We start from the raw sequence: 23,700 nt of genomic DNA on the forward strand, positions 1-23,700 counted from the left end.
AGGGCGATATTGATAAGGACGATAAAGAGACCTGTAAGGAGGCACTGGCAATCGCCAAGGAGAACCTTGCGAATTGCTTAAGGCGTCAAAAGTAATATCCTTGTAATTTTAGACCTTGCATGTTTCCCACCCGCTTGTACAGGGGGCCAAAAGCTAATCGGAATTGATTTTGCGAGTCAAGCACGGACATTCACTTTGCTGTAAAGCGAACAAAACTCTTCTTTGCCTGAATCCATGGCATGGGCCATTGAGTTGAGCACATACTCAAGGTCTTCGGTTGCTAGCTCGCCGAGCGAATTCCAGTTTAAGGCAAACAGAATTGAAGAGTCCATGGCAGGGTGTTGAGGCCACCCTAGTGCAAGGACGACTGAATTAATGTCTGCAAACCATAACCCCATAAGCCGTCAAAATGGGATTTCAGCACATCCCATGGCCTTAAGAAATTAAGTAGTGGGCTGGATTCTGCTGCGCTGCAGTGCGTTTGGGAGGTTTGAATGCTCAAGATCCTGCGCCTAATATCTTTTTCTGCTGTTTCTTAACGTTAACAGGCCGGGGTAGGAGGGCGGGTTTTTACCTTTTGCAAGATATAGCCCCTTGGCGTGATGCCTCGCTCGATGAAATTATAGGGTTCCTATTTTAAGTTCTGGTCTGAAACTTGACTTTAGTAGTTGTCGCCGTACTTGACTTCGGTCGATGCATTCATAAGTTCTACAGTCGTTTGGAAGCCCTGGGCAATGGTTACCTCGTGTTGGATGCCGATGTCCCTTAACGCGGTTACGTCGTATTCAGGAGCGGTGATCCAGCTGAATCCTTTGCCAAATGTGTTGTCAGGGTTGACCACATACCAATGGCAAGCTGTGTCTGGAACTGCCACCGAGCATTTGGTCCAGTCGTTGTCCCATTGGGGGACTTGAACAAATGAAAGGGCCGCAAATAAGAAACCAAAAATACTTAACAACATGACCGTCTTATGAATTCTTCACAATCCTACTACGGTTTGGTCGCTTTTTGTCGTTTCCCTGATCTGGATTTGGTTTCGGTTGCCTAAATTTCCCATCCCTGATCTGGGTCGAGCCCCTGGAGATGCCCCACCACGAGAACCGTCCCACCAAAATCTGCCCCGTTTGTGAGCGGCCCTTTCAGTGGCGGCGCAAGTGGAGGGAGGTTTGGGAAGAGGTGCGCTACTGCTCAGAAAGGTGCCGCCGGCAACGCACCGCCAAAGAGGTTTAAAAGATGCGCCCCACCTTTGTTAAGTTGGAGCTGGGTCTGGTTTCTAAGCCCCAATTCGACGCCGTGATTCCAGCCCATCTGGCCTGGCTGGCAGAACTAGAACGCAAGGGCCATGAGCCCCGCAGTGGTTATTGGGCCGATCGGGTCGGCCGCAGTGGCGATGGGGCTGGCGGCATGTTGCTCTTTACGGCAGCCAGTTGGGAAGAAGCCGAGGCCCTTGTTCGAACAGATCCGCTGATCGTCCAGGGCTGCGTCAGTTGGACGCTGCATCAATGGGCGCTGGTGTTTCCCCCAGCAGGCCTAGCTGTGAAACAGCAACACCAAACCTGAATTGAGCTGGTGAAACTCCCGCTCTTCGCGACTCAGATCCAGCCCTACCTGCAGACCTTCCTTGAGGGCATCTTCGTAGGGAGGAGCCGTGGGCGCTGCCCCGGCCTGCCACAGGGCTGCAATCCCTACAGGTGTGGCGTGCCAGCGAAAGCAAGGGGTTAGGCCGATGTTCGGCTCCTTGAGGGCATCTTCGAGCAGCTCGCGAATCGCCATGGTCCCAGTGATCTGTGTGCAGCTTCGGCAGGGGCTGGGGCAGGGGCAATCAGCTGAGAGTTTTCGTGATGAACGCCACTGCAGCGGCTGCGGTGAGCCATATCAGCTCAAGCCGCCGATTCAGTTGCAGCATTTGCAGTACCGCCGCCTGATCCGGCGCTGGCAGCCCAGCGGCAAGCAGGGGCTTGCGATGCATTTGGCCGCCATAGCTATTGCTGCCTCCCAGCTGCACCCCGGCGACGTGGGCATAGGCGGCTTGGGATAGCCCCGCATTGGGTGAGGGGTCGGCGGCGCCATCGCGCCGGGCCGCTGCCAGTACCTCAAGGCTGCGGCCTGGCTGGCCAGCCGCCAGCGGCAGGCTCACCGCCACCAGCCGGCAGGGCAGCCAAACCAGTAGGTCATCGAGGCGGGCTCCCGCCGTGCCCAGCCAGCGCAGGCGCCCGCGGCGGTAGCCCAGCATTGAATCGAGGGTGCTCGCTGCTTTGAAGCCCCAGGCCAGGGCCAGGGGGCCGGGCCATGCGGGGTTGAGGCTCCACAGCCCAGCCCCCAGCAGCATCCAAAACAGTGGCGCAAACAGACCGTCCACGGCGTTCTCGCTGGCCGTTTCGGCCAGGGCCCGCAGAATTTCCGGGGCGTCGAGATCGGCCGTGTCGCGGCCCACTATCCAGCTGAGCCGCTGCCGTGCCAGGGGCAGATCGCAGGCGGCAACGGAGGCCAGCACGGCGCCCACCGCCTGCTCCAAGCTGCGGCCGGCCAGGGCGCTGGCTAGGGCTACGACCAATAGAACCGCGCCAAGGGGGCCGCTCCAGGCCAGCCGTTCCGTGCCCCAGCCCGCCAGGCCGCTCCCGCCCACCAGCAGGGCTGTGATTGCAACGCCCGCCAGCCGCAGCCGCCTTGGCTGGTTTGCGGCCCAGCGTTCCGCCCAGCCGCGCAGTCTGCTGATCAGCCAGCCCATCACTACCACCGGGTGGATACAGCCCCGAGGGTCCCCCACCAGGCGATCCAAACCGCAGGCCAAGGCCACCAGCACCAGAGGGGCCATGGCCATGTTCATGGGGACGGTTGCCTCGAAGCGCAGCGTCCCAGGGGCCAGGCCAGGGCGAGAAAGAGTCCCACTTGAAGTGGCATCACAGCATTGATTCCAAAGATCTGGCTGAGTAACCCCATGCCAAGGCTGCCAATGAGCCCGCCGACCCCCCCGGAGCGCAACAACATTTCCCAGCGCAGGGCTGCATCCGCCAACGGTTGCATTGAAGCCACCAGCGCGGCATCGCTGGCGGCAGCGAGGGCACCAAGAGGCAAGAACACCGCCACCACTCTTGAATCGCCGAGTGCCTCAGCCAGCACCAGAAGTGCCGCCATCGCCGCGTAGATCAGAACACTCCCTCTGATGGGTATAAAACTGTTCAGGCTGCGTCCCAAGCAGTAGCAAGCCAGCAGCAGGCCGAAATCGAAGTAACTCGCGCCATAGACTTCTCTTAGCCAGAGGGGTAACACGGCAAAGAGGCTGCCGAAGAGAACGCCTTGTAGGAGACAGCGCCGGCTGAACGGCACGAGCTCCGGAGTTTGATTCGAGTTTGCCTCTGTTGTGGTGTCGAGAGGCTGGTCGCTCTGCAGACTGCTGAGGCCGAGGGGCAAGAGCAGCACGAGGGCGCTGGCGAATTGCGCTAGCGCTGGAAAGATAAACGCCTCCAGCAGATTGCCTGCCATGGCACCGATCTCACTGCCAATCCGCAACCGCTCGACCGTGGCCCCGGTTTTCCCGAGCAACTGGCGTTGCAGCGGCAGCTGGCTGATCTCCCGGCCAAATGCAAAGAGCAGAACGGCCAGAAGCGCTGGCGCCACGAGCCAGGCGTCTGGGATCTGAAGGCTGGATTCCCCAACAGTGATGCCAATCAGCCCCACCACCCCGACCAGCTGTGCTGCATAGCCACCGCTCCGGCGTTGCAAGGGCAGCAAGGCCGGCAGAGTGGCCAAGGCCATCAGAAGGCTGATGACCAGAGGGGATTTGCTTAGGCCGGTGACCAACCAAGCGGCAGAAGCCTGGGTGAGACTGTTACCTGCTCTGGAACTTCCCCAGAGCAGGACTGGGGCCTGGAAATGCAGCCGTAGACCCATGGCAGCGGCCCCTCACCCCGCCGGCTTCAGGAGGCTTTCAGCCAGCTGAACATTGAGCGCAGGCCCTTGCCCACCTGCTCAATCGGATGGGCCGCATCGCGCTCGCGGATTTTGGTCATCTCCGGCTTGCCGGCGTCACACTCGGCCACGAAATTGCGGGCGAAGGTGCCATCTTGGATGTCGGTGAGGATGCGCTTCATCTCCGCTTTGGTGTCGGCGGTGACCAGGCGCGGGCCGCTCACGTAGTCGCCGTACTCGGCGGTATTGGAGATCGAATCGCGCATGGCCGTCAGGCCGCCCTTAACCATCAGATCGACGATCAGCTTCACCTCGTGCAGGCACTCGAAGTAGGCCAGCTCGGGCTGATAGCCAGCCTCTACCAGGGTTTCGAAGCCGGCCTTGACCAGCTCGGAGAGGCCGCCGCACAGCACGGCCTGCTCACCGAAGAGGTCGGTTTCGGTCTCTTCTTTGAAGTTGGTTTCGAGGATGCCGGCTCTGGTACCGCCGATGCCCTTGGCGTAGGCCATGGCCAGCTCACGGGCGTGGCCGCTGGCGTCCTGCTCGATGGCGAATAGAGCCGGCACGCCCATGCCGTTCTGGTATTCCCAGCGCACGGTGTGGCCGGGGCCCTTGGGGGCAATCATCACCACGTCCACATCTGCGGGCGGCTTGATCAGCTCGAAGCGGATGTTGAAGCCGTGGGCGAAGCTCAGCACCTTGCCGGCGCTGAGGTGCGGTGCAATTTCCTTGTCGTAAACAGCCTTCTGGAATTCATCGGGCAGCAGCACCATGATCCAGTCGGCCTTGGCGCAGGCGTCGGCCACGCTTAGTACTTCCAGGCCATCGGCCTTGGCTTTTTCTGCCGAGCGGCTGCCTTCGTAGAGCCCAACGACCACGTTGACGCCGCTGTCCTTGAGGTTCAGCGCGTGGGCATGGCCCTGGCTGCCGTAGCCAATGATGGCCACCGTCTTGCCAGCAAGCAGGGAGAGGTCGGCGTCGGTGTCGTAATAGAGCTTGGCCATCGAGGCGTCGGTTCTGGACAGGGCAGAAGCTGAGCTTACGCAGGCGCCTGCGGAGCGCCCCTTCCAACTGACAGGGCCCAAGGCCATCCCTAACATTTGGACCTTGCCCCAAGCGCCATGGTTGTCGACCAAGCCACCACTTCGACAACGGCCAACGCTCTCTTCGAGGCCCACATGCAGGCCGAGCTCAACGGCGATCTCGACGCCACCATGGCCACGATGGTGGCGAACCCCCATCTGATCAATCTGGCCTCTGGCACCGGGGGGCAGGGCGCCGAAGGGGTGCGTGAGTTCTACGCCACCCAGCTGATCGGCCAGTTCTTTCCCCCCGATGTTGAGTTCATCCAGATTTCACGCACCGTGGATGGCGAGCGCCTGGTGGATGAGCTGGTGATTCGCTTCACCCACACAAAAGCCATCGGCCATCTGCTGCCCGGGGTGGCTCCCACCGGCCGGCGCGTGGAGATGGCCCTTGTTGTGATCGTGGGCGTGCGCGAAGGCAAGGTGGCCTACGAGCACATCTACTGGGATCAGGCCGGACTACTTGTCCAGCTTGGGTTGCTGGATCCATCCGGGCTGCCGATCGGGCTAGATACCGCCTCACGCCTGCTGGCCGCAACCGGCAAGGGCTGAATTTACGAATTTGGTCTTTAGAAGGCCTGGGCCTTAGAAGGCTTGGGCATTAAAAGGTATCGGTGTGATGGTGCACCACACGCCAGTTGCCAGCCTCCTTGCGGAAGACCGTGGTGGCGCGGATGTCAGTCCGAACCTCCGCACCGGCCTGGGTCATGCCGCTGGTGCGCTCCATGCACACCAGGTAGCCCATATCAGAGCTTTCAACAAAGCGACGGTCGTCAGCCACCAAGGTGCCTTCGAAGCCCATTGCTGACTCCTTGGTGAATTGTTCAAACACCGCCTTTTGGCCTATGCAGAGATTGCCGGTGGGGCCGAGGTGGCTGATGTCATCGCCCTCAGACCAGATCTCCGCAAATGGGGCGCAATCCCCTGCAAGCAGCTGGTTGCCAGCTGCGTAGAACAGATCGGCAGCCTCGGGGAGGGTGGTGGCCATCGGCTCAAGCCTCGCTGGGGTGGGCGATCACCCGATCGATCAGGCCGTACTCCTTGGCTTCGGCGGCGCTGAGAAAGTAATCGCGGTCGGTGTCCTTCTCGATCTTCTCGAAGGGTTGGCCAGTCATGTCGGCCATCGAGTGGTTGAGCATGTCCTTGATGCGCAGGATCTCCTTCGCCTCAATCTCGATGTCACTGGCTTGGCGCTGGCTGGTGCCGCCTAAGGGCTGGTGAATCATGATCCGGCTGTGGGGCAGGGCCAGCCGCTTGCCCTTGGTGCCAGCGCCCAGTAGGAAGGCGCCCATCGAGGCGGCCAGACCCACGCAGATCGTCACCACGTCGCTCTTGACGTACTGCATGGTGTCGTATATCGCCAGGCCCGCGGTCACCGAGCCGCCGGGCGAGTTGATGTACAGGTAGATCGGCTTGGAATTGTCTTCCGAATCCAGATAGAGCATCTGGGCTACCAGCGCGTTGGCCACTGCGTCGGTGACCTCCGAACCCAGGAAGAGAATTCGCTCCACGCCCAGCCGCGTGTAGATGTCAACCCAGCGCTCGTACTGGCTGCCGGGGAGGCGGTAGGGAACGCTGGGGGTGCCGATGGGCATGGGTTTGGTTGGGGTGGTCGGTGGAACGCGGGGTGCCTGGGGGGGCTGGCTGCCTGACGGTGGCTCAGCCCAGGCCGGCTGCCGTGGCCGGCGGAGCGGTTGGAAGGTCTTTCAGGCTCGTGAGTACCCGATCGATCAGTCCGTACTCCTTGGCTTCCTCAGCGGTGAAGTAAGTCATGCGGTCGGAATCGCGCGACAGCTGCTCCACCGACTTGCCGGTGTTGAGAGAAAGCATCTCCAGCAGGGTGCGCTTGTTGTGCAGCACTTCCTGGGCCCGGATCTGGATGTCGGTGGCCTGGCCGCGGGCGCCGCTGCGGGGCTGGTGCAGCACGATCGAGGCGTGGGGTAGGGCGGCCCGATGGCCCTTGGTGCCGGCGCTGAGGATCATGGCTGCGGTGCCCATCGCTTGGCCGATGCAGATGGTGTGCACCGGCGGCTTCACGTAGCGGAGCGTGTCGGCGATGGCGAAGGCTTCGGTTTCAAAGCCAACGGCGTCGCCGGTGTACCAGCTAGTGCCGGTGGAGTTGATGTAGAAGAAAATAGGTTTCTCCGGATTGTCAAACTCCAGGTAGAGCAGCTGAGCGATGATCAACTCGGTGACGTCAATGCCCATCTGGCGCTTGGCTTCGTCGTCGCTGAACAGGGGCAAGCCCAGATAAACGATGCGCTCCTTCAGCAGCAGGCTGGGCAGATCGGGCGGCGGCGTGCGCATGGCCGCGGAATCGCCGTAGTAGGGGGCTGAAACCGACATCCGCGGTTGATGGAAGCAGGTTTGCGGAGCCTAGCGGGGGCCGTCCGCCTGCGGATTGGCCTTGCTGCGCTCTTGCCGTGGTTTGCGCTTGGCGGTGGCCTCCCCATTGGCCTCGGCTGGGGCTCCGTCGCCCCGGGCGAAAACGATCCGGCCAGTGGGGTTTTGCAGGGCTCCGGTGACCACCACCGGCAGCCGCTCGCCAATGCGGCCCCGGGCGCCTTCCACCACCACCATGGTGCCGTCGTCGAGGTAGCCCACGCCCTGATCGGCCTCCTTGCCATCGCGGGCGATCTTGAGCTGCAGCTCGTCGCCAGGCTGCACCTCGGGCCGCAGGGCGATTACCAGCTCGCTGAGGTTGAGCACCTTGAGATCCTTCACCTCAGCCACCTTGGCCAGGTTGTAGTCGGCGGTGAGCAAGGTGCCGCCGGTGTCAGCGGTGAGCAGCAGCAGCTTGTCGTCGACGCCGTTGCCTTCGTAGCGGGTGCTGTTGACCACCAGCCGCCGGCCGTACTGCTCGCGCAGCTCGCTCAGCAGCTTGAGGCCGCGGCGGCCCCGGCCGCGCTTCTCGGCGTTGCCCGAGTCTGCCAGGGCCTGCAGCTCATCGATCACGCTCTGGGCCACGATCACCTGGCCCTCCAGCAGCCCTGAGGCGAGCAGGCCGCGGATGCGGCCATCAATGATCACGCTGGTGTCAAGGATTTTCGCGCTGGCCGGTTGCAGCACCCCATCGGCCACCAACATCGCCTCTGTGCTGCTGGGGTTGAACAGGCGCAGCAGGGTGCGGCCATGCACCTCGGCCAGGTTGTAGCCGGATACGCCGAAGAAGACGTTGCTGAGCACCGCCGCCAGCGGTTTGATGAAGATCACCTCCCAGGGCAGGGGCAGCAGCAGGATCGGCGCCAGCAGCAAGTTGGCCACCAGCAGGCCGAGGATCAGTCCCACGGCGCGGCTTATCAGCAAGTCGGTGGGCATGGTGCGGACCTGCTGCATCAGCTTGCGCCGCAGCTGCTGGAAGAAAACTCCAGCGATCACCCCAAAGAAGGCACCGAAGCCGCCCAGCACGGTGCGCAGCTCTTCTGGTTTGTCCACCTGCAGCAGCAGCTGCTCGGGCAGCAGGTCTACCCCCAGCCAGCCGGCGGCGGCGCCAGAGATCACAAACAGGATCAGGATGAGGGAGTCCACCATTCCCGTCGTGCGTGGCTACCCAACTGATCTGGGGTGCAGCATGCCTGATTTCGGTGCCTTTGGCCTGAAGGGGTTTCCGCACCTGTTGTTGTGACTGCTCAATTTCCCCATCCAGTTCCAGTCCCAGCCCCAGCTCCAGGCCCGGCAGCCGCCCTGCTCTGGCCGCCGCGCAGTGCCTATTTGCACATCCCCTTTTGTCACCGGCGTTGCTTTTATTGCGACTTTCCGGTGGTGCCCCTGGGCGACCTTGCCGGCGGCGAAGCGCCGGCGCCGGGGTCGGCCTCGATTGCGGCCTACCTCAGCCTGCTGCTGCAGGAGATTGCCGCCTCGCCCCCCGGCCCCCCGCTTGCCACGGTGTATTTCGGTGGCGGTACGCCCTCACTGCTGACGCCCCCCCAGCTGGAGTCCCTGCTGGCGGCACTGAGCTGCCGGTTTGGCCTGGCTCCTGGAGCTGAGATCAGCCTGGAGCTTGATCCAGCCAGTTTTGACCAGGATCGCCTGGCTGGCTATCTGCAGGCCGGGGTAAACCGGGTGAGCTTGGGCGGCCAGAGCTTTGACGATGCCGTGCTCGCCGGGCTGGGTCGCCGCCACCGCGGCGCGGACCTGCTGGAGGCCGCCGGCTGGCTGGCCCAAGCCCTGGGCGGCGGGGCCCTCAGCAGCTGGAGCCTGGATCTGATCCAGGGTCTGCCGGGTCAGGACCTAGGCCACTGGCGCCGCCAACTGCGGCAAGCCATTGCCCTGGCACCGCCCCACCTTTCCGTCTACGACCTCACCCTGGAGCCCGGCACCGTGTTTGCCCAGCGCCACGATCGCGGCCAGCTGCAGCTCCCCGATGCCGACCTAGGCGCCGACTTGATGGAGCTCACCTGGGCCGAGCTCAGCGCCGCTGGCTACGGCCACTACGAGATCTCCAACTACGCCCTCCCCGGCCACGCCTCCCGCCACAACCGCGTCTACTGGAGCGGCGCCGGCTGGTGGGGCTTTGGGATGGGAGCCACCGCGGCGCCCTGGGGTGAGCGCCTGGCCCGGCCGCGCACCCGCGAGGCCTACGCCGACTGGTTGGCCCAGCCGGGCTCGCCGCCCGCTAGCGCTGGTGAGGCTTGCCCAGGAATGCCGCTAGATGAGCGCTTGCTGGTGGGGTTGCGCCGCCGCGAGGGGGTGTCCATGCCCGCGCTGCTGGCCCAGGCTGGGCTGGGGCCAGCGGCGCTTGTCGCCTTGCACAGCCACTTGGAGTCCTGGATCGGTGAGGGGCTGCTGCGGATTGAGGGGCCCCGGTGGCGACTCAGCGATCCAGCTGGCCTGGCCCTTAGCAATGGGGTGCTGCGGGAGCTACTGGCTTGGTGGCAGGAGCAGGAGCAGTTGCCTGGGCAGGGTGACGCTGGCTGGCGATCCAGCCCTGCAGCGCTGCCACCCCCAGGGCACGACCCTGCAACAGCGGCGGGCTGAAGGGGGGCTGGCGGCTGGTGAGCCCCAGCAGGTCTGCCGTGACCCGAACCTGGCCATCACAGCCCTCGCCGGCGCCGATGCCTATCACCGGTAGTTCCAATTCCTTTTGCAGCAAGGCGCCCAAATCGGCGGGCACGTGTTCAAGCACTAGGGCGAAGCAACCCGCTGCCTGCAGGGCCAGGCCTTGGCGCCGCAGCCGCTCGCGGCTGACCTCATCGTTGCCCTGGCGGCGGTAGCCCAGCCGATGCACCGACTGGGGGATCAGGCCGATGTGGCCCATCACCGGTATGCCGCTGCGCACCAACCGGTCGATCAAGGTCAGGGTCTCAGGCTCGGCGCCTTCAAGTTTCACAGCTGCGGCGGGGGTCTCCTTGAGCACCCGGCCGGCGGCAGCTACTGCGTCATCTGGGTTGCACTGATAGCTGAGGAAGGGCAGATCGCAAATAAGCAGGGGCATCTGCCCAGGGCCGCAGCTGCTGGCTAGGCCGCGGGCCGTGGCCCGGGTGTGGTGCAGCATCTCCTCGAGGGTCACCGGCAGCGTGGTGGCGTGGCCCAGCACGGTCATCGCCAGGGAATCCCCCACCAGCACCGCATCAGCGCCCGCCTCGGCCACCAGAGCGCCAGAGAGGGCATCCCAGGCCGTAAGCATCGTGATCGGCAGGCCCGCCTGCTTGCGGCTCGCCAGATCAGCGGGGCGCAGGGGCACGGGCTTCGGTGCGAGTGATGCCATTGCTAACATCTAATCGACTCGGACCCATGCGGCTCTGACGCCCAAATCTGGTCAGGACCGGAAGGGAGCAGCCACACGGGATGCTCAGGGCAGGCGTGGAATCCGGGTCACCCCAATCAAAAACCGCTGACTAGCTTTCCTGGCTCTGGCGGTTGAGCAGGAATGGCGGGATTTTGGCGCCCCGTTCCTCCTGGGTGCTGTTGAACAGGGGAGTTCCGGCAAAACTGACCACGGTGCGCTCGGTGCGGTAAGGGGCGCCGCTCTCGAAGCCGGTGGCGATCACGGTCACGTGGATTTCGCCCTCGAGGCGTTCATCCACCACGGCACCCACAATGATGTTGGCGTCAGGATCGACAACCTCGTAGATCACTTCAGAGGCGGTGGTCATGTCCTCGAGGGTCATGTCTTTGCCGCCGCTGATATTGATCACACAACCCTTGGCACCGTCGATGCGGGCCGATTCCAGCAGGGGGCTGCTCATCGCCGCCTGAGCAGCCTCAAGAGCGCGGGAGCGGCCGGAGCCCACCCCGATGCCAAGCAGGGCGGTGCCGGCGCCAGCCATCACCGAGCGCACATCGGCGAAGTCGACGTTCACCAAGCCAGGCCGGGTGATGATGTCGCTGATGCCCTTAACGCCCATCCGCAACACGTCATCGGCGGCGCGGAAGGCCTCTTGCAGGGGGGCGCCGGCAATGGCATCGCGCAGGCGATCGTTGGGGATCACGATCAAGGTGTCCACGCTCTCGGCCAGCCGGGCAATGCCCTCTTCGGCCTGACGCAGCCGCTTGCGACCTTCAAAACCGAAGGGCTTGGTGACGATGCCTACGGTGAGGGCGCCAACTTCTTTGGCGACCTCGGCAAGAATTGGTGCTGCGCCGGTGCCGGTGCCGCCACCCATGCCAGCGGCGATGAAAACAAGGTCGGCACCCTGCAGTGATTCCTGCAGTTCGGCCCGGGACTCTTCCGCAGCCTTTTGGCCGATTACCGGATTACCGCCGGCACCTAGGCCGCGAGTCAGTTTTTGTCCGAGCTGGATGCGCTTCTGCGATGCCGACTGCAGCAGCGCCTGGGCGTCGGTGTTCAGCACCCGGTAGCCCACACCCTGGAGGTCGGAGGCAATCATCCGGTTCACCGCATTGCTGCCGCCACCGCCGACCCCGATCACTTCGATGCGTGCCGACTGGCTCGGCACAATCTCCCCTGAAACGCCGCCAAAGGACGGATCGTTTGAGGCTTGGACACCGTTTGACTGGGAAGAGCTTTGGGTCATAGCGGCATCAGGGGTGGCGGTGCGAACAATCGGCGACTGCATTATGTCGGCGTTTCCTTGCCTGGATCAGGAGAGTGTCTCACCTTTGCGGGTTTCCTGGCATGTCTCTGCTGGATTCCTTACGGCTCCCTGCTGGCCGCAGCCTGTCTACGGGTGGCGGGTAGGCCCAGCTCGGGTTGTTCTGGATCGCTGAGATCGATGGATTGCAGCTGGCGGCCCTTCACCTTTGTCGGCAGTTCCTGTTGCAGGTGACGGAGCACTTCAAGGCGCCGCCCCAATTGGGCATCAGCCGGCCCGAGGCTCACCTTGCCGAGCCGCTTGCTCTGCAGCCACAGGCTGCTGTCTGGTTCAAAGCGGATCTGGCTGATATCGCCACCAAGCCGCCCCCGTTGTTCGAGCACCAGGGCGAGGGCCGGGCGGTAGCGGGCCTGCCAACCCAGCACCAGTAAGCCGGCACTGGCTTTGGCTGCGGCCCCCTGGCCCTGGCCAATGCTCATCCAGTGGCCGAGTCGATCGACATAGCCCTGCTCGCTTCCCTTGGCGGTGCGTCGCTGGGCCCTGGCTACCGCCTGGCGGTCGACCAGTTCAACCCGCAGCCGCGGCGGTGCCATCAGCCGACTCACCCGCACCTGTTCCACCGGCAGGGCACCGGCCAGCACATCGGCGATGCGTTTGGGGTGCAGGCCCAGCAGGGGTTGGGGAAAAGTCAGGCGGACGGCTTGCACCACCTGGTCGGCTCCCACTTGCTGGCTGCCCACCACCTCCACCTGGTCGGGGCCGCTTAGTACCCAGCCCTGACGCAGCAGGCCGTAGCCCAGGCCGCCGGCGAGGGCTAGCAGCACAAGGAAACGCCAAAGATTGCGCAGGCGCTCTCGGCGCCGCTGCTGGCGCAGTTGGCGCCGCCGCTCCGATCCAGGTTGGAGAGGGGTGGCACTCACCGCAACAGGCTCCACTCCTGGCTCACAACTCGCAGCGCGAGCGCGACATCAGCTCATCGATCCAGCGCCGGGCCCGCTCTGAATCGGCGAAGGGCAGGTCTTTTTGTTCGCCACCACCCACTAAGCGCAGTCGGCAAGCCCCCTGGCTCTCTTCGGTGAGGGGCGCCTCGCCCGAACCCAGCGAAAGCAGCTCAACCAATTCGAGCTGCTTAATCACAAAAAAGTCATCTTGCTTGAGTTGACCGGCTTCGAAGGAGCACCAAGTCAGCAGGCCATCCACCAGCCGGGCGCCGCCGCAGCTGTCGAGTTTGGCCAGCTCGGAGCCCTCGGCCCATTCGCGAAACAAGCGCTGCCGCCGCCGCTCGAGCCAGCCCAGGGCGGTGAGCAGTACGAACACTAAAAGCAGTGGCAGCCAAAGCAGGCCGTGACTCATGTCGAAGGGCCTCCACTAGATACCTGGACATGCCATTGTCGGGCCCCTTCGATCAATTCGCGCACCAAGGTGGGCAGGGCCACACCCGTGGCGGCCCAGAGCATCGGGTACATGCTCTGGCTGGTAAAGCCCGGCAGGGTGTTGATCTCGTTGAGCCACAGTTCGCCACTGGCTTCGCAGAAGAAGAAGTCAACCCGCGAAAGCCCCATGGCACCAACGGCCTCACAGGCCTCGATCGCCATGGTCCGGCAGCGTTCAGCCACCGCCTCTGGCACCAGCGCCGGGATCACGGTGTGGCTTTTGCCCTCGCTGTATTTGGTTTCGTAGTCGTACCAATCGGCTTCAAAGCAGATTTCGCCCAGCACCGAGGCCTGCAGGGGCTGGTGGCCGCCGCCCCGCACCGCGCATTCCAGCTCGCGGGCCGTCACCCCCTGCTCCACCACCAGCCGCGGATCAAGGGCGGCGGCAAGCTTCAGACCGGCCTGCAGGCTGGCCCGATCAGTGGCCTTGCTGATGCCAACCGAAGAGCCGAGGTTGGCTGGTTTCACGAAGCAGGGGTAGCCGAGCTGGCTCTCCAGCTGGTCGAGCAGGGCGTCGTCGTTTTGGGCCGCTGCGCTCGCTGACACGCAGGCATAGGGCACCTGGGGCAGGCCGGCGGCGGCGAAGGCGGCCTTCATCGCCTGCTTATCCATGCCCACCGCCGAGCCCAGCACACCCGAACCCACATAGGGAACCTGCATCAGGGTGAACAGGCCCTGGATCGTGCCGTCTTCGCCGTTGGGGCCGTGCAGCACCGGCAGCCACACATCGATCTCCAGGGCGCCGGCAGGTAAGCCCCGGAATCCAGGCGGCGGCAGCGGTTGGGGCAGTTGCTCGAGCCGGGCCGGGCTGCCCTGGCGCAACACAGCATCGGCCAACTCAGCTCCCCACCAGCGTCCTTCGGGGTCGATGTAAAAGCAATGCAGCGCGTAGCTCGATGCGTTTTCGCCATCCCGCACGGCCGCCGCCACCGTGGCGGCGGAACGGATTGAGACGGCGTGTTCGCCGGAGGCTCCCCCAAAGATCAGACCAACGGCGATGGGGGTGGGAGTCATGCCAGCCGGTATGGGACCCAGGGGGCCCAAAACTCAGGCCAGTTTGCCGCTCAAGGAGAAGGCGCGCACCTCTTCGATTTGCACCGTTACTAGGTCGCCCGGTTTGATCGGGCTGCCATCGGCGTTTTGGCCGGGGAAAAAGGTGAGCCGGTTGGTGCGGGTGCGGCCCATCACCTGATTGGAGTTTTTGGGATTGCTGCTTTCCACCAGGATCTGCTCACAGCGGCCGGCGTAGCGGTTGCTGCGCTGCTGGGCGGTGCGCTCCACCAGGGCGTTGAGCTCCTGCAGGCGTTCCACCTTCACCGCCTCGCTGAGCTGGTTTGGCCAGTCGGCTGCTGGGGTGTTGGGACGCGGCGAGTAGGCGGCGGTATTCACCAGGTCGAAGCCGATCTCTTCAATCAGGGCCAGGGTGCGGCGGTATTGGGCGTCGCTTTCGCCGGGGAAAGCCACGATCGCATCGGCACTGATCGAGGCATCGGGCATGCGCTCACGGATGCGCTCAACGATGCGGCGGTAGCGATCCACCGTGTAGCCGCGGGCCATGGCTTTAAGCACGTCATCGTCGCCGCTCTGGAAGGGCACATGGAAGTGCTCGCACACCTTGGGTAGGTCGGCGCAGGCATCGATCAGCCGCTCGGTGAAGTAGCGCGGGTGGCTGGTGGCAAAGCGGATCCGCTCAATTCCGGCCACGTCGTGGACGTGATGGAGCAGGTCGGTGAGGGTGTGGGCGCGGCGGCCTTCGGGGGTGATGCCGGGCAGGTCGCGGCCGTAGGCATCGATGTTTTGGCCCAGCAGGGTGATCTCCTTGAAGCCGCGTGCCGCCAGGCCCTGCATTTCCAGCTTGATCGCTTCGGGCAGCCGCGACTGCTCCTGGCCGCGCACCGAGGGCACCACGCAGTAGGTGCAGCGCTCATTGCAGCCGTAGATCACATTCACCCAGCCGCATACCTGGCTGTCGCGGCGAGCGGTGGTTATGTCTTCAAGGATGTGCTGCTCACCGGTGGCTAGCACCTGCTGACCCTGCTCCACCTGGGCCAGCAGGGTGTCTAGCCGATTGGCGTGCTGGGGGCCCATCACCAGATCCAGCTCGGGCACTCGCCGCAGCAAAGATTCGCCCTCCTGCTGGGCCACACAGCCCGCTACCACCAGGGTGAGGTTGGGGTTGATTCGCTTGCGTTGGGCCTGGCGGCCTAAGTAGCTGTAAACCTTCTGCTCGGCGCTATCGCGGATTGTGCAGGTGTTGTAAAGCACCAAATCGGCGCTGTGCTCGTCTGTGCCGGCCCGGTAGCCCATGGCTTCCAGGATCCCGGCCATGCGCTCGGAATCCGCCTTGTTCATCTGGCAGCCAAAGGTGGTGATCCAGTAGCTGCCGCGGGGGACGTTGGTGCTGAGGTTGGTGGCCGTCATGCAACTAGTTTCGGCCATCAGGGTTGGCGGCTGGCGGGAAAAGGGACCTGGTCTGGTGTCCTGGAATCTGTACACGCTGTACGGATTCCAGGACGTGTGCCAGACCCGTGTCAGCTTGAGACCAGCCCCTTAGCCCTGATGCAGCTTCGCCTGCAACGCTTTCAGCTCACCAAGGCCGTGCCCCTGGCCATCAGCCGCGGCACGACGGCTGCGGCGGAGCACCTGCTGGTGAGCCTTGAGCACGACGGGCTCACGGGCATCGGCGAGACCGGCGGCTTCGATACCGGCCACCGCCATTACGACACCGATGCCGTTGCGGCGGAGCTGGAGGCGGTTGCCCCCCAGCTGGCCGCCCTGGCGCCGGAGCCCCTGCAGGCCCTGGAGCCCCTGCTGGCCGCCCTGAGCCCCCCGGCCCGTTGCGGCTTGGATCTGGCCCTGCACGACTGGTGGGGCAAAAGGTTGAATCAGCCCCTGTACCGGCTCTGGGGCCTGGATCCAGGCGCCTGTGTCGCCACCAGCGTCACCCTTGGCTTAGGTACGCCCGAGGCTGTCCTGGCGAGGCTTGAGCGCTGGTGGCTGCAGTTGCCTGCCACCCGCATCAAGCTCAAGCTGGGCAGCCCCGCTGGCATCGCCCACGACCTGCCCCTGCTGGAGGGGGTGGCTACCGCCCTCGAGCAGCGGCGCCAGCAGACGGGTAGAGCCTGCGAGCTGCAGGTGGATGCCAACGGCGGCTGGGATCTGGCCACAGCCCGGGCCATGCTCGAGCCCCTGGAGCGGGCCGGCGTGGTGCTGCTCGAGCAGCCCCTGGCGCCCCTGCTGGATCCGGAGGCTGACAGCGCTGGTTTTGCGGCCTTGCATGGCGAATCTCCCCTGCCCCTGGTGGCCGATGAGAGCTGCTGGCAGCTGGCCGATCTGCTGCGGCTGGCCCCCCACGTGGATGGCATCAACATCAAGTTGCTTAAGAGCGGTGGCCTTGGCGAGGCCCTGCTGCTGGCCCAGACGGCTCGCCGCCTGGGTTTAGGGGTGATGCTGGGGTGCTACTCGGATGGCGCCCTGCTCAATGGCGCGGCAGCCCAGCTGCTGCCCCTAGTGACCTGGCCCGATCTCGATAGCCATCTCAACCTGGTGGACGACCCCTTCACCGGATTGACCCTGGAGGGAGACGTGCTGATTCCGCCAGCGGGCCCCGGCCTTGGCATCAATCTGGGTATCTCCATGGGGCAGGCGTCATGTTGAGCCCAAGCGCTCCGGTCGTGCTGCTGCTCCACGGCGGCCTCGACGACCTCAGCGGCAAGACCGGTTTGGCGATGTTGCGCTATCGCAGTGGGCCAATCGTGGCGGTGATCGATCCGGCTTTCGCTGGCTCCGACCTGCAGCAGGTGAGCGGCATTGAGCGGGCTGTGCCGGTGGTGGCTGATATGGCGGCGGCACTGGCCTACGGGCCCGAGGTGGCGGTGGTGGGGCTGGCCCCCTCCGGTGGCCGCCTGCCACCAGCGATGCGGACCGATCTGCTGGCGGCGCTGGAGGCGGGGCTGAACCTGGCCAGTGGCCTGCACAGCCGCCTTGGCGATGATCCCGAGCTGGCTGCCGCCTGCCGCCGAGCCGGCCAGTGGATCTGGGATCTGCGCCAGGAGCCGGCTGGCTTGGAGGTGGCGGCCGCGCGAGCTGCTGCCCTGCCCTGCCGCCGGGTGCTGGCCGTGGGTTCGGATATGGCCGTGGGCAAGATGAGCGCCTGCTTGGAGTTGCAGGCTGAGGCCAGGCGCTGCGGCCTTGATGCCCGCTTTGTGGGCACGGGTCAGGCGGGCATCTTGATCAGCGGCCAGGGCGTGGCCCTCGATGCCGTGCGGATTGATTACGCCGCCGGTGCCGTGGAGGCGGCCGTGCTGGCCGCCGCCGTTGGGGCCGGGCCGCAGGCGTTGCTGCTGGTGGAGGGCCAGGGGTCGCTTTGCCATCCGGGCTCCAGCGCCACCTTGCCCCTGCTGCGCGGCAGCCAGCCCACCGAACTGCTGCTGGTGCACCGCGCTGGCCAGAGCCACGTGCGCACCCGGCCAGGGGAGGTGCCGGTGGCGATCCCGCCCCTGCCCGAGTTGATCGCGGCGCTGGAGGCCCTGGCGGCCTTGGGGCGTCCCGATGGCCTGCGGCCGCGGGTGCGGGCCGTGGCGCTCAACACCGCCCGATTGGACGCCGCCGCCGCTCAGCTTGCTGTTGACGCCACCGCGGCCGAGCTCGGCTTGCCCTGCGCCGATCCGGTGCGGCATGGGGCTGGGGTTTTGCTGCAGGCGCTGCAGTAGTCACAAAAAAGCCGCCCCGAAGGTGGGGACGGCTAGGGAATCAAGGGCGAGCGAGGGGATTCGAACCCCCGGATGGCGGCACCACAAGCCGCTGCCTTAACCGCTTGGCGACGCCCGCCGCGCCCTTGGAATGTAGCAAGTCGTGGCCTGTCAAGGCTTCTCACCCGTTGCGGCGACCTGCTTCAGCGCAGCTACCGCGGCCTCAGCCACAGGATTGGAATTGCCACCAGGCAGAGAATCCCCGCGCCTGTTTGCAGTTCGGGCAGCACGCCGGCCACTGGCACCAGCAGCGGCGAGCGCAGCCAGGGCCCGACTAGGTCGCGTAGAAATGCTGCTGAGTCGGCGTCGAGCAGGGCTGCTGCCAGGGCAGCCAGAAAGGCCGTGCCAATGAGCTTCTGGTCCATGCCCTTGCCCCTGGGCTTGCATTAGACAGGACGTTGAGGGTTGGGGCAAGGCGCCTGCCGTGGCGAGCAAAGGGTGCCAACCTTGATTGCCTGCAACTTTGCACCGTTTGGTCTGCCGTTCGGACACCCCGGCCCGCTTCGCATGGGCGCCTGGCTTGATCATGCTCGGCCTAGCCGCTGGCGGGCTTGCCCTCACCAATCCATCCCCTGCCGATTTCCGCGCCTACGCCGGTGATCGCCTAGTGGAAGAGATCAGCAAGGAGCTCTGCGGCGATGGCGGCGTGCCGGTGCTGTTGCGGATGGCGATCAACAACTGTGTGGGGCTTGTTCAGGCCCAGCGAGCGGCCTTGGCGGCCGTGGTGCTCAGCCACACCCGCCGCCGCAGCTACGGCCTGTTGAGTGTTTTCGAAAGTGAGCTGGGCGGCCAATCGCTGCTGCGCTGGCAGGTGCCGCGCTTTCGCTCCACCGTGGTGGGCGTAGCCGGTCAATTTGTGTTGATCAGCGCTGCCACCGACCGTCCCGAGAGCCCTTAGTGAAGCTGCGCCTGCCCCGGGGGCTGCTGGATCCGCGCCTGGGCGGAGCCGAGTTTCGCGCCGATGCGGATGGGCTGGTGTCCCTGAGCATCGCTTTCGAGGCGGGACGGATCACGGCCATTTCGCCCCTGCCCGCCCAGGCGGCGGCGGCCAGCCTGCCCCTGGCCCTAACTCCCCTGATTGAGCCCCATGCCCACTTGGATAAGGCTTTCAGCGCCGCCGCCTTTCCCAACCGGGAGGGCACGATGGCGGCGGCCTTAGCTGCTAACCAACGCGAATACGCTCAGCGCAGCGTTGAGCAGGTGGCTGAGCGGGCTGAGCGGGCCTTGGAGCGGGCCTGGCGCAACGGCGTGCGGGCGATCCGCAGCCATATCGATAGCGTTGGGGCTGGGGCCGAACCCAGCTGGGAAGCCCTGTTGGCGGCCCGTGAGCGCTGGCGCGAGCGGCTGGAGCTGCAGCTGGTGGCCCTGGCACCAATGGCCCATTGGCTCACGGCGGAGGGGCAGGCCCTGGCCCGGCGGGTGGCCGCTGGCCAGGGGCTGCTGGGTGGGGTGATCGGGCCGCCCTATGGCCAGGGTGCCGCTAGCCGCAACGTCGACCGCGAGGCCCTGCTGGCCCTGCTTGACCTGGCCGAGCGCCATGGTTGCGGGGTGGATCTGCACGTTGATGAGGCCGATTCCTGCCCTGGCGAGGGGGTGGCGATGGTGGCCCAGTTGGTGTTGGAGCAGCGCCGCGCCGTGGCGATCACCTGCAGCCACGCCAGCAGCATGGCCCTGTTGCCGCAACGCAACTGCGACCGGCTGGCGGATCGGCTGGCCGCCGCCAACATCGCCGTGGTAGCCCTGCCTACCACCAATTTTTGGCTGCTGGGGCGCCGGCCCGGGCGCACCCCCTGGCGGCGGCCCCTGGCGCCGATCCGCAGCCTGCAGCAGGCGGGCGTGAGGCTGGCTATCGGCGGCGACAACGTGCAAGACCCCTGGTATCCAGGTGGTGATTTCGATCCCATTGAGCTGCTGCGCTGGTCGGCGCCGCTCTGCCAATTGATGCCCTGGCAGCGGCTGGGCCTGGCCCCCTTCAGCACCGCCGCCGCAGCGGTGCTGGAGCTGGCCTGGGATGGGGTGGTGCGGCTTGGGGCCCCAGCCGATTTAGTGCTGCTTGGGTCTGGTAGCTGGGGGGAGCTGCTGGCCCGGCCGCCCCAGCGGCGGGTATTGCGTCAAGGCGTCTGGCTGCCGCCGCCCGAAGCTGAGAAGCCTTCACCCCTTTTGCCACCCCATGGCTGAGCGTTGCCCTGAGGCCCAGATCACTGCCCTGGCAGCTGAGCTGCGCCGGTTGGATTCGGCCCTGCCGCTGCTCGGGGCCGAGTCGCCGCTGGAGCTGGAGCGGCTCTCCCGCGACTACTACGACTACTCGCCGGTGCTGGTGCCCCTGCTGCAGGGCTGCCGCGCCCAGCTGGTGGCCAGAGCCACCACGGTGGAGCAGGTGCTGCTGGTGGCAGGAGCCTGTGCTCGCCAGGGCGTGCCCTTGACGGTGCGGGGTGCCGGCACGGGCAACTATGGCCAGTGCGTGCCGCTGGAAGGCGGGCTGGTGCTGGATCTCAGCGGCCTCAATCAGCTGCGCCAGCTGGATGAAGCCACCGGGGTGCTCGAGGTGGAGGCAGGCGCCTTGATGGGGGCGATCGAGAAGCAGTTGGCCCCCCGGGGCCGGGCCCTGCGGCTGGTGCCCAGCACGGTGCGCAGCGCCAGCATCGGTGGTTTTATCGCCGGTGGCTCCGGCGGCATCGGCTCCCTGCGCTGGGGTTTTCTGCGCGATCCCGGCAACCTGCTGGGTCTGGAGGTGGTAACCCTCGAGCCCGAGCCGCGGTTGCTGCAGCTCGATGCTGCGGCCAGCGCCCCGCTCAACCACGCCTACGGCACCAATGGCATCATCACTGCCCTGCGGCTGCCCACCAGCGAGGCGGTGGTTTGGCAGCAGCTGGTGGTGGGTTTCGAGCAGTGGGGGCAGGCCCTGGCGGCGGCCCAGGCCCTTACAAGCACGGCCTTTGAGCTGAATGCCATCACCGTGCTGGAGGCGCCGCTGGTTAGCCAGCTCCCCTGGCCGGCGGGCTGTCCGGCGCCCGAGCCTGGTGAGCAGCGCCTGTTGTTGCTGGCCGCCCCCGCAGCCCTGGAGGTGTTGCCGAGCTGGCTGGCGGCCAAGGGCGGAGCGCTGCGCTGGCAGGCTCCCCAGGGCCAGAGCCGGGGGCTGCCGCTGCGGGAGCTCAGCTGGAACCACACCACCCTGCATTGGCGCGCCCAGCATCCGGATTGGACCTACCTGCAGATGCTGCTGCCCCAGCCGGAGGCCCCCTGTCTGGAGCGCCTGCGGCAGCAATGGGGCGACGACCTGCTTTGGCACCTGGAGGCCGTGAGGCAGCAGGGTGCGGCCCGGCTGGCGGCCCTGCCGCTGCTGCGCTGGCGCGGCGAGGAGGCCCTGCAGCAGCTGCTAGACGATTGCCGCCGCTGCGGTGCCGTGTTGTTTAACCCCCACGTGATCAGCGTCGAAGATGGCGGCTTGGGTGTGATCGATGCCGACCAGGTGGCAGCAAAGGCCGCCTACGACCCGGCTGGCCTGCTCAACCCAGGCAAATTGCGCGGCTGGCTTAACAGCCCAGGCTGAGGCGAGTGTCGGCGCCTGTGATCGGGTTGGTGCCTTCGGCATCGCGGCAGAGGGAGCGCTGGTCCACCCGGTCGATCAGGGCGTCGCTGAAGTCGGCATCGGTGACGTTGGCGCCGCGGAAGCTGCTGCCTGAAGCGATCGCCCCGGTGAGAATGGCTCCGCTGAGATCGGCTCCGGAGAGGTCCACCTTGTCCATCAGGGTGCCGCTGAGATCGGCGCCGGCGAAATTGGCATTGGGGAAGGCCGCCTGGGTGAGGATCGCCCCGTGCAGATCGGCGCCGCTGAAGTTGGCGTGCCGTCCGGTGGCCCCAGCGAACGAGGTATTGGCTAGATCCTGACCGCTGAAATCCTGCTCGTTCTGGTTGGTGAGCGTGTAGTCCACGCCGGAGAAGTCGGCCGCTGCCGGCAGTGGAGAAAGCAGTGGAGACAGCACCAGCAGCAGCCCCAGAGCTAGGGAAAGGGCTACTGATTTCCCTATTGATCTCGCGCTTGATTTTGCTCCTGATTTCGCCACTGATTTGGCTACTGACTGGGCCACTAAGAGGAGCTCGAAGAAGGGAGCCATGGGGATGGGCCGCGGGACCTCACTCTGGCCTGGATGGTGTGGAGTGGCAGAAGGGGAGGAGTAGGCGCGTGTTTTATGACTTGACCTAGCCTTAGCTAAGCTAACAAGCAAAAGCCTGATTAACCAAAGTCAGAAGTCCCTTCAGATGTCCCTGGGCTTGCAACTGGGGCCTGCTGTGATGTGGCTGCCTGGCCGAGTAGGTAGAGAGAGCCAGCAACTACCACGCGTTGCAAACCACTTCCCGCTTGGGCCAGGCCGGTCTCGAGGCTGGGGGCGCTGTGCAGCTGGCTAGCGAGTCTGGGACAGGCGGCGGTAAGGGCTTCAAGGCTCCAGCAGGCGTGCCCCGCCACCGGCACGATCCAGGCCCGGTCGCCTGGGGCCAGCAGGGCCGCGGCTATCTCCGGCCCCTGCTTGTTGGCCAGCATGCCAAGCAGCCAGTGGCGCGGGCCGGAGACCAGGCCGTGGCGCTCGGGATGGGCGTCGAGTTCGGCGCGTAGGGCGAGGGCGGCCGGCAGGTTGTGGGCGCCATCGAGCAGTAGGGGTAGGCCGTGCCAGCTCAGTTGTTGTAGTCGGCCTGGCCAGCGGGCTGCTGCGAAACCGCGGCGTATGGCTGGGTCGTTTACCGGCCAGCCCCGCTCCTTTAATGCCCGCAGCAGGCCCAGGGCGACGGCGCCATTGGCGGCCTGCACTGCTCCTGAAAGCCCCAGGTTCCACTGGTTGAGATCCAGCGGCTCCACCCAGCGCAGTTCGGCTCCCACTGCGGCGGCGCTATCGCTCAGCACCGCCGCCACCTCCGGGCTCTGGGGAGCGCTAATTGCCACGGCCCCCGGCTGTAGCACGCCGGCTTTTTCGGCGGCAATCGTGGCTGGATCCGGCCCGAGGAACTCAGCGTGGTCGAGCCCCACCGAGGCAAAGCCGATCACGGGCCGGTGGGGATGGCAGGTGGTGGCGTCGAGCCGGCCCCCCAGTCCCACCTCCAGCACCACCAGCTCCAGATCCGCTGCCGCGAAGGCCAGGAAGGCCGCGGCGGTGACCAGTTCAAAGGGCGTTAGCTGGTGGCGTTGGGCGATCGGCGTGGCGATCTCCAGGTGGCGGCGCAGGCATGGCGCGGCGATCGGGTCATGGCCAAGCCGGATGCGCTCGGTCCAGCTCACCAGGTGCGGCGAGGTGTAGAGGCCGGCGCGGATGCCGGCGGCCAGCAGGGCCTGGTGCACCAGGGTGCAGATCGAGCCCTTGCCGTTGGTGCCCGCCACCTGCACGGCGGCAAAGCGGCGCTCGGGGTTGCCGAGCTCGGCCAAGGCGGCCTGCAGGCGATCGAGTCCCAGGTCGACGCCGCGGCGGCTGAAGGGCTCGATCAGGTCGGCGAAATTGTCGAGCTCAGGGCCCACGGCTGTTTCAGGGCCCAAGGCTGT

At 65.5% G+C, this 23,700-nt stretch carries 27 protein-coding genes, 1 tRNA gene, 1 other RNA gene and 1 pseudogene; 10 read left to right on the forward strand and 20 right to left on the reverse strand.

The window, feature by feature from the left end; translation table 11 throughout:
• Positions 1-176: 176 nt before the first annotated feature.
• Both KBY72_RS09425 and KBY72_RS09430 read right to left on the reverse strand, forming a co-directional pair.
• Positions 177-332 carry a hypothetical protein gene (locus KBY72_RS09425; protein ID WP_161956093.1) on the reverse strand — a complete coding sequence of 52 codons (156 nt, stop codon included), beginning with the start codon at positions 330-332 and terminating at the stop codon, positions 177-179.
• A gap of 329 nt (positions 333-661) precedes the next feature.
• A complete protein-coding gene (locus KBY72_RS09430; protein ID WP_254993460.1) occupies positions 662-961 on the reverse strand; it encodes a hypothetical protein in 300 nt (99 codons plus the stop codon).
• 122 nt (positions 962-1,083) lie between these two features.
• Between KBY72_RS09430 and KBY72_RS09435 the strand changes: the two genes are divergently transcribed.
• Together KBY72_RS09435 and KBY72_RS09440 are read left to right on the forward strand one after the other, a co-directional pair.
• Positions 1,084-1,230, forward strand: coding sequence for a DUF2256 domain-containing protein (locus KBY72_RS09435; RefSeq protein ID WP_254960916.1), 147 nt, complete (start codon positions 1,084-1,086; stop codon positions 1,228-1,230).
• Positions 1,231-1,233: 3 nt separating this feature from the next.
• Positions 1,234-1,560, forward strand: a complete 327-nt coding sequence (locus KBY72_RS09440) for a YciI family protein (RefSeq protein WP_254960915.1) — start codon at positions 1,234-1,236, stop codon at positions 1,558-1,560.
• Here the strand turns inward: KBY72_RS09440 and KBY72_RS09445 are convergent.
• The 4 genes from KBY72_RS09445 to ilvC all read right to left on the reverse strand — a co-directional run bounded on the left by KBY72_RS09445 (position 1,531) and on the right by ilvC (position 5,150).
• Positions 1,531-1,773 carry a hypothetical protein gene (locus KBY72_RS09445; protein ID WP_254935882.1) on the reverse strand — a complete coding sequence of 81 codons (243 nt, stop codon included), beginning with the start codon at positions 1,771-1,773 and terminating at the stop codon, positions 1,531-1,533. The two genes, KBY72_RS09440 and KBY72_RS09445, sit on opposite strands and share 30 nt — an antisense overlap.
• Positions 1,774-1,822: 49 nt before the next feature.
• Positions 1,823-2,821, reverse strand: a complete 999-nt coding sequence (cbiB, locus tag KBY72_RS09450) for an adenosylcobinamide-phosphate synthase CbiB (protein ID WP_409995489.1) — start codon at positions 2,819-2,821, stop codon at positions 1,823-1,825.
• Between the two features lie 2 nt (positions 2,822-2,823).
• Entirely contained in the window at positions 2,824-3,756 is a 933-nt protein-coding gene (locus KBY72_RS09455) for a hypothetical protein (RefSeq protein WP_254960914.1), read from the reverse strand.
• A 161-nt stretch (positions 3,757-3,917) separates the two neighbouring features.
• Positions 3,918-5,150 (reverse strand): ketol-acid reductoisomerase, encoded by a 1,233-nt coding sequence (ilvC, locus tag KBY72_RS09460; protein WP_315859536.1) that lies wholly within the window; start codon positions 5,148-5,150, stop codon positions 3,918-3,920.
• Here ilvC and KBY72_RS09465 point away from each other — a divergent pair.
• Positions 5,031-5,546: an ester cyclase gene (locus KBY72_RS09465; protein WP_254960912.1), complete on the forward strand. Its 516-nt coding sequence runs from the start codon at positions 5,031-5,033 to the stop codon at positions 5,544-5,546. The genes ilvC and KBY72_RS09465 overlap by 120 nt on opposite strands.
• 49 nt (positions 5,547-5,595) lie before the next feature.
• Here KBY72_RS09465 and KBY72_RS09470 read toward each other — a convergent pair whose 3' ends face one another.
• The 4 genes from KBY72_RS09470 to KBY72_RS09485 all read right to left on the reverse strand — a co-directional run bounded on the left by KBY72_RS09470 (position 5,596) and on the right by KBY72_RS09485 (position 8,525).
• Entirely contained in the window at positions 5,596-5,982 is a 387-nt protein-coding gene (locus KBY72_RS09470) for a YybH family protein (protein ID WP_254960911.1), read from the reverse strand.
• Positions 5,983-5,986: 4 nt separating this feature from the next.
• On the reverse strand, positions 5,987-6,589 hold the full coding sequence (locus KBY72_RS09475) for an ATP-dependent Clp protease proteolytic subunit (RefSeq protein WP_106501400.1): 603 nt from the start codon (positions 6,587-6,589) through the stop codon (positions 5,987-5,989).
• Positions 6,590-6,653: 64 nt separating this feature from the next.
• A complete protein-coding gene (locus KBY72_RS09480) occupies positions 6,654-7,340 on the reverse strand; it encodes an ATP-dependent Clp protease proteolytic subunit (protein WP_254960910.1) in 687 nt (228 codons plus the stop codon).
• 30 nt (positions 7,341-7,370) lie between these two features.
• The gene (locus tag KBY72_RS09485; protein WP_254960909.1) at positions 7,371-8,525 is read right to left on the reverse strand and encodes a PIN/TRAM domain-containing protein; all 1,155 of its coding nucleotides are present in this window, start codon (positions 8,523-8,525) and stop codon (positions 7,371-7,373) included.
• A gap of 153 nt (positions 8,526-8,678) precedes the next feature.
• Between KBY72_RS09485 and hemW the strand changes: the two are divergent.
• Positions 8,679-9,881: pseudogene (hemW, locus tag KBY72_RS09490) on the forward strand (radical SAM family heme chaperone HemW); the annotation flags it as partial.
• Here the strand turns inward: hemW and panB are convergent.
• Positions 9,832-10,671: a 3-methyl-2-oxobutanoate hydroxymethyltransferase gene (gene panB, locus KBY72_RS09495; protein WP_254960922.1), complete on the reverse strand. Its 840-nt coding sequence runs from the start codon at positions 10,669-10,671 to the stop codon at positions 9,832-9,834. The pseudogene hemW and the gene panB sit on opposite strands and share 50 nt — an antisense overlap.
• A gap of 45 nt (positions 10,672-10,716) precedes the next feature.
• On the opposite strand from panB, the gene ffs reads away from it, so the two are divergent.
• Positions 10,717-10,813, forward strand: an RNA gene (gene ffs, locus KBY72_RS09500) — signal recognition particle sRNA small type.
• 18 nt (positions 10,814-10,831) lie between these two features.
• Here ffs and ftsZ read toward each other — a convergent pair.
• The 5 genes from ftsZ to miaB form a co-directional block, all read right to left on the reverse strand.
• Positions 10,832-11,971, reverse strand: coding sequence for a cell division protein FtsZ (gene ftsZ, locus KBY72_RS09505; RefSeq protein WP_254960908.1), 1,140 nt, complete (start codon positions 11,969-11,971; stop codon positions 10,832-10,834).
• A gap of 119 nt (positions 11,972-12,090) precedes the next feature.
• The gene (locus KBY72_RS09510) at positions 12,091-12,909 is read right to left on the reverse strand and encodes a cell division protein FtsQ/DivIB (protein ID WP_254960907.1); all 819 of its coding nucleotides are present in this window, start codon (positions 12,907-12,909) and stop codon (positions 12,091-12,093) included.
• A 22-nt stretch (positions 12,910-12,931) separates the two neighbouring features.
• Entirely contained in the window at positions 12,932-13,342 is a 411-nt protein-coding gene (locus KBY72_RS09515; protein ID WP_254960906.1) for a hypothetical protein, read from the reverse strand.
• Positions 13,339-14,436, reverse strand: coding sequence for a D-alanine--D-alanine ligase family protein (locus KBY72_RS09520; RefSeq protein WP_254993461.1), 1,098 nt, complete (start codon positions 14,434-14,436; stop codon positions 13,339-13,341). The genes KBY72_RS09515 and KBY72_RS09520 overlap by 4 nt, the downstream gene beginning before the upstream one ends.
• 33 nt (positions 14,437-14,469) lie before the next feature.
• Complete coding sequence (miaB, locus tag KBY72_RS09525) at positions 14,470-15,843, reverse strand: tRNA (N6-isopentenyl adenosine(37)-C2)-methylthiotransferase MiaB (protein WP_254960904.1); 1,374 nt, start codon at positions 15,841-15,843, stop codon at positions 14,470-14,472.
• Positions 15,844-15,981: 138 nt separating this feature from the next.
• On the opposite strand from miaB, the gene KBY72_RS09530 reads away from it, so the two are divergent.
• Positions 15,982-17,079 carry a dipeptide epimerase gene (locus tag KBY72_RS09530; protein WP_254960903.1) on the forward strand — a complete coding sequence of 366 codons (1,098 nt, stop codon included), beginning with the start codon at positions 15,982-15,984 and terminating at the stop codon, positions 17,077-17,079.
• On the forward strand, positions 17,073-18,134 hold the full coding sequence (locus KBY72_RS09535) for a DUF1611 domain-containing protein (RefSeq protein WP_254960901.1): 1,062 nt from the start codon (positions 17,073-17,075) through the stop codon (positions 18,132-18,134). The genes KBY72_RS09530 and KBY72_RS09535 overlap by 7 nt, the downstream gene beginning before the upstream one ends.
• Positions 18,135-18,179: 45 nt before the next feature.
• Here the strand turns inward: KBY72_RS09535 and KBY72_RS09540 are convergent.
• Positions 18,180-18,252: transfer RNA gene (locus KBY72_RS09540), tRNA-His, on the reverse strand.
• 73 nt (positions 18,253-18,325) lie between these two features.
• Positions 18,326-18,538: a hypothetical protein gene (locus KBY72_RS09545; protein WP_254932365.1), complete on the reverse strand. Its 213-nt coding sequence runs from the start codon at positions 18,536-18,538 to the stop codon at positions 18,326-18,328.
• A gap of 161 nt (positions 18,539-18,699) precedes the next feature.
• On the opposite strand from KBY72_RS09545, the gene KBY72_RS09550 reads away from it, so the two are divergent.
• The 3 genes from KBY72_RS09550 to KBY72_RS09560 are packed head-to-tail and all read left to right on the forward strand — an operon-like array spanning position 18,700 to position 21,723.
• On the forward strand, positions 18,700-19,071 hold the full coding sequence (locus tag KBY72_RS09550; protein WP_254960900.1) for a DUF4359 domain-containing protein: 372 nt from the start codon (positions 18,700-18,702) through the stop codon (positions 19,069-19,071).
• Positions 19,071-20,351, forward strand: coding sequence for an amidohydrolase family protein (locus KBY72_RS09555; RefSeq protein WP_254993462.1), 1,281 nt, complete (start codon positions 19,071-19,073; stop codon positions 20,349-20,351). The genes KBY72_RS09550 and KBY72_RS09555 overlap by 1 nt, the downstream gene beginning before the upstream one ends.
• Positions 20,344-21,723 carry an FAD-binding oxidoreductase gene (locus KBY72_RS09560; RefSeq protein ID WP_254960898.1) on the forward strand — a complete coding sequence of 460 codons (1,380 nt, stop codon included), beginning with the start codon at positions 20,344-20,346 and terminating at the stop codon, positions 21,721-21,723. The genes KBY72_RS09555 and KBY72_RS09560 overlap by 8 nt, the downstream gene beginning before the upstream one ends.
• Here the strand turns inward: KBY72_RS09560 and KBY72_RS09565 are convergent.
• Positions 21,707-22,288 carry a pentapeptide repeat-containing protein gene (locus tag KBY72_RS09565; protein WP_396121826.1) on the reverse strand — a complete coding sequence of 194 codons (582 nt, stop codon included), beginning with the start codon at positions 22,286-22,288 and terminating at the stop codon, positions 21,707-21,709. The two genes, KBY72_RS09560 and KBY72_RS09565, sit on opposite strands and share 17 nt — an antisense overlap.
• A gap of 119 nt (positions 22,289-22,407) precedes the next feature.
• The gene (locus KBY72_RS09570; RefSeq protein ID WP_254993463.1) at positions 22,408-23,676 is read right to left on the reverse strand and encodes a bifunctional folylpolyglutamate synthase/dihydrofolate synthase; all 1,269 of its coding nucleotides are present in this window, start codon (positions 23,674-23,676) and stop codon (positions 22,408-22,410) included.
• Positions 23,677-23,700 lie beyond the last annotated feature (24 nt).

The organism is Cyanobium sp. BA5m-21 (assembly GCF_024346235.1).
In the GTDB taxonomy this organism is placed as follows: Bacteria; Cyanobacteriota; Cyanobacteriia; order PCC-6307; family Cyanobiaceae; genus Cyanobium_A; species Cyanobium_A usitatum.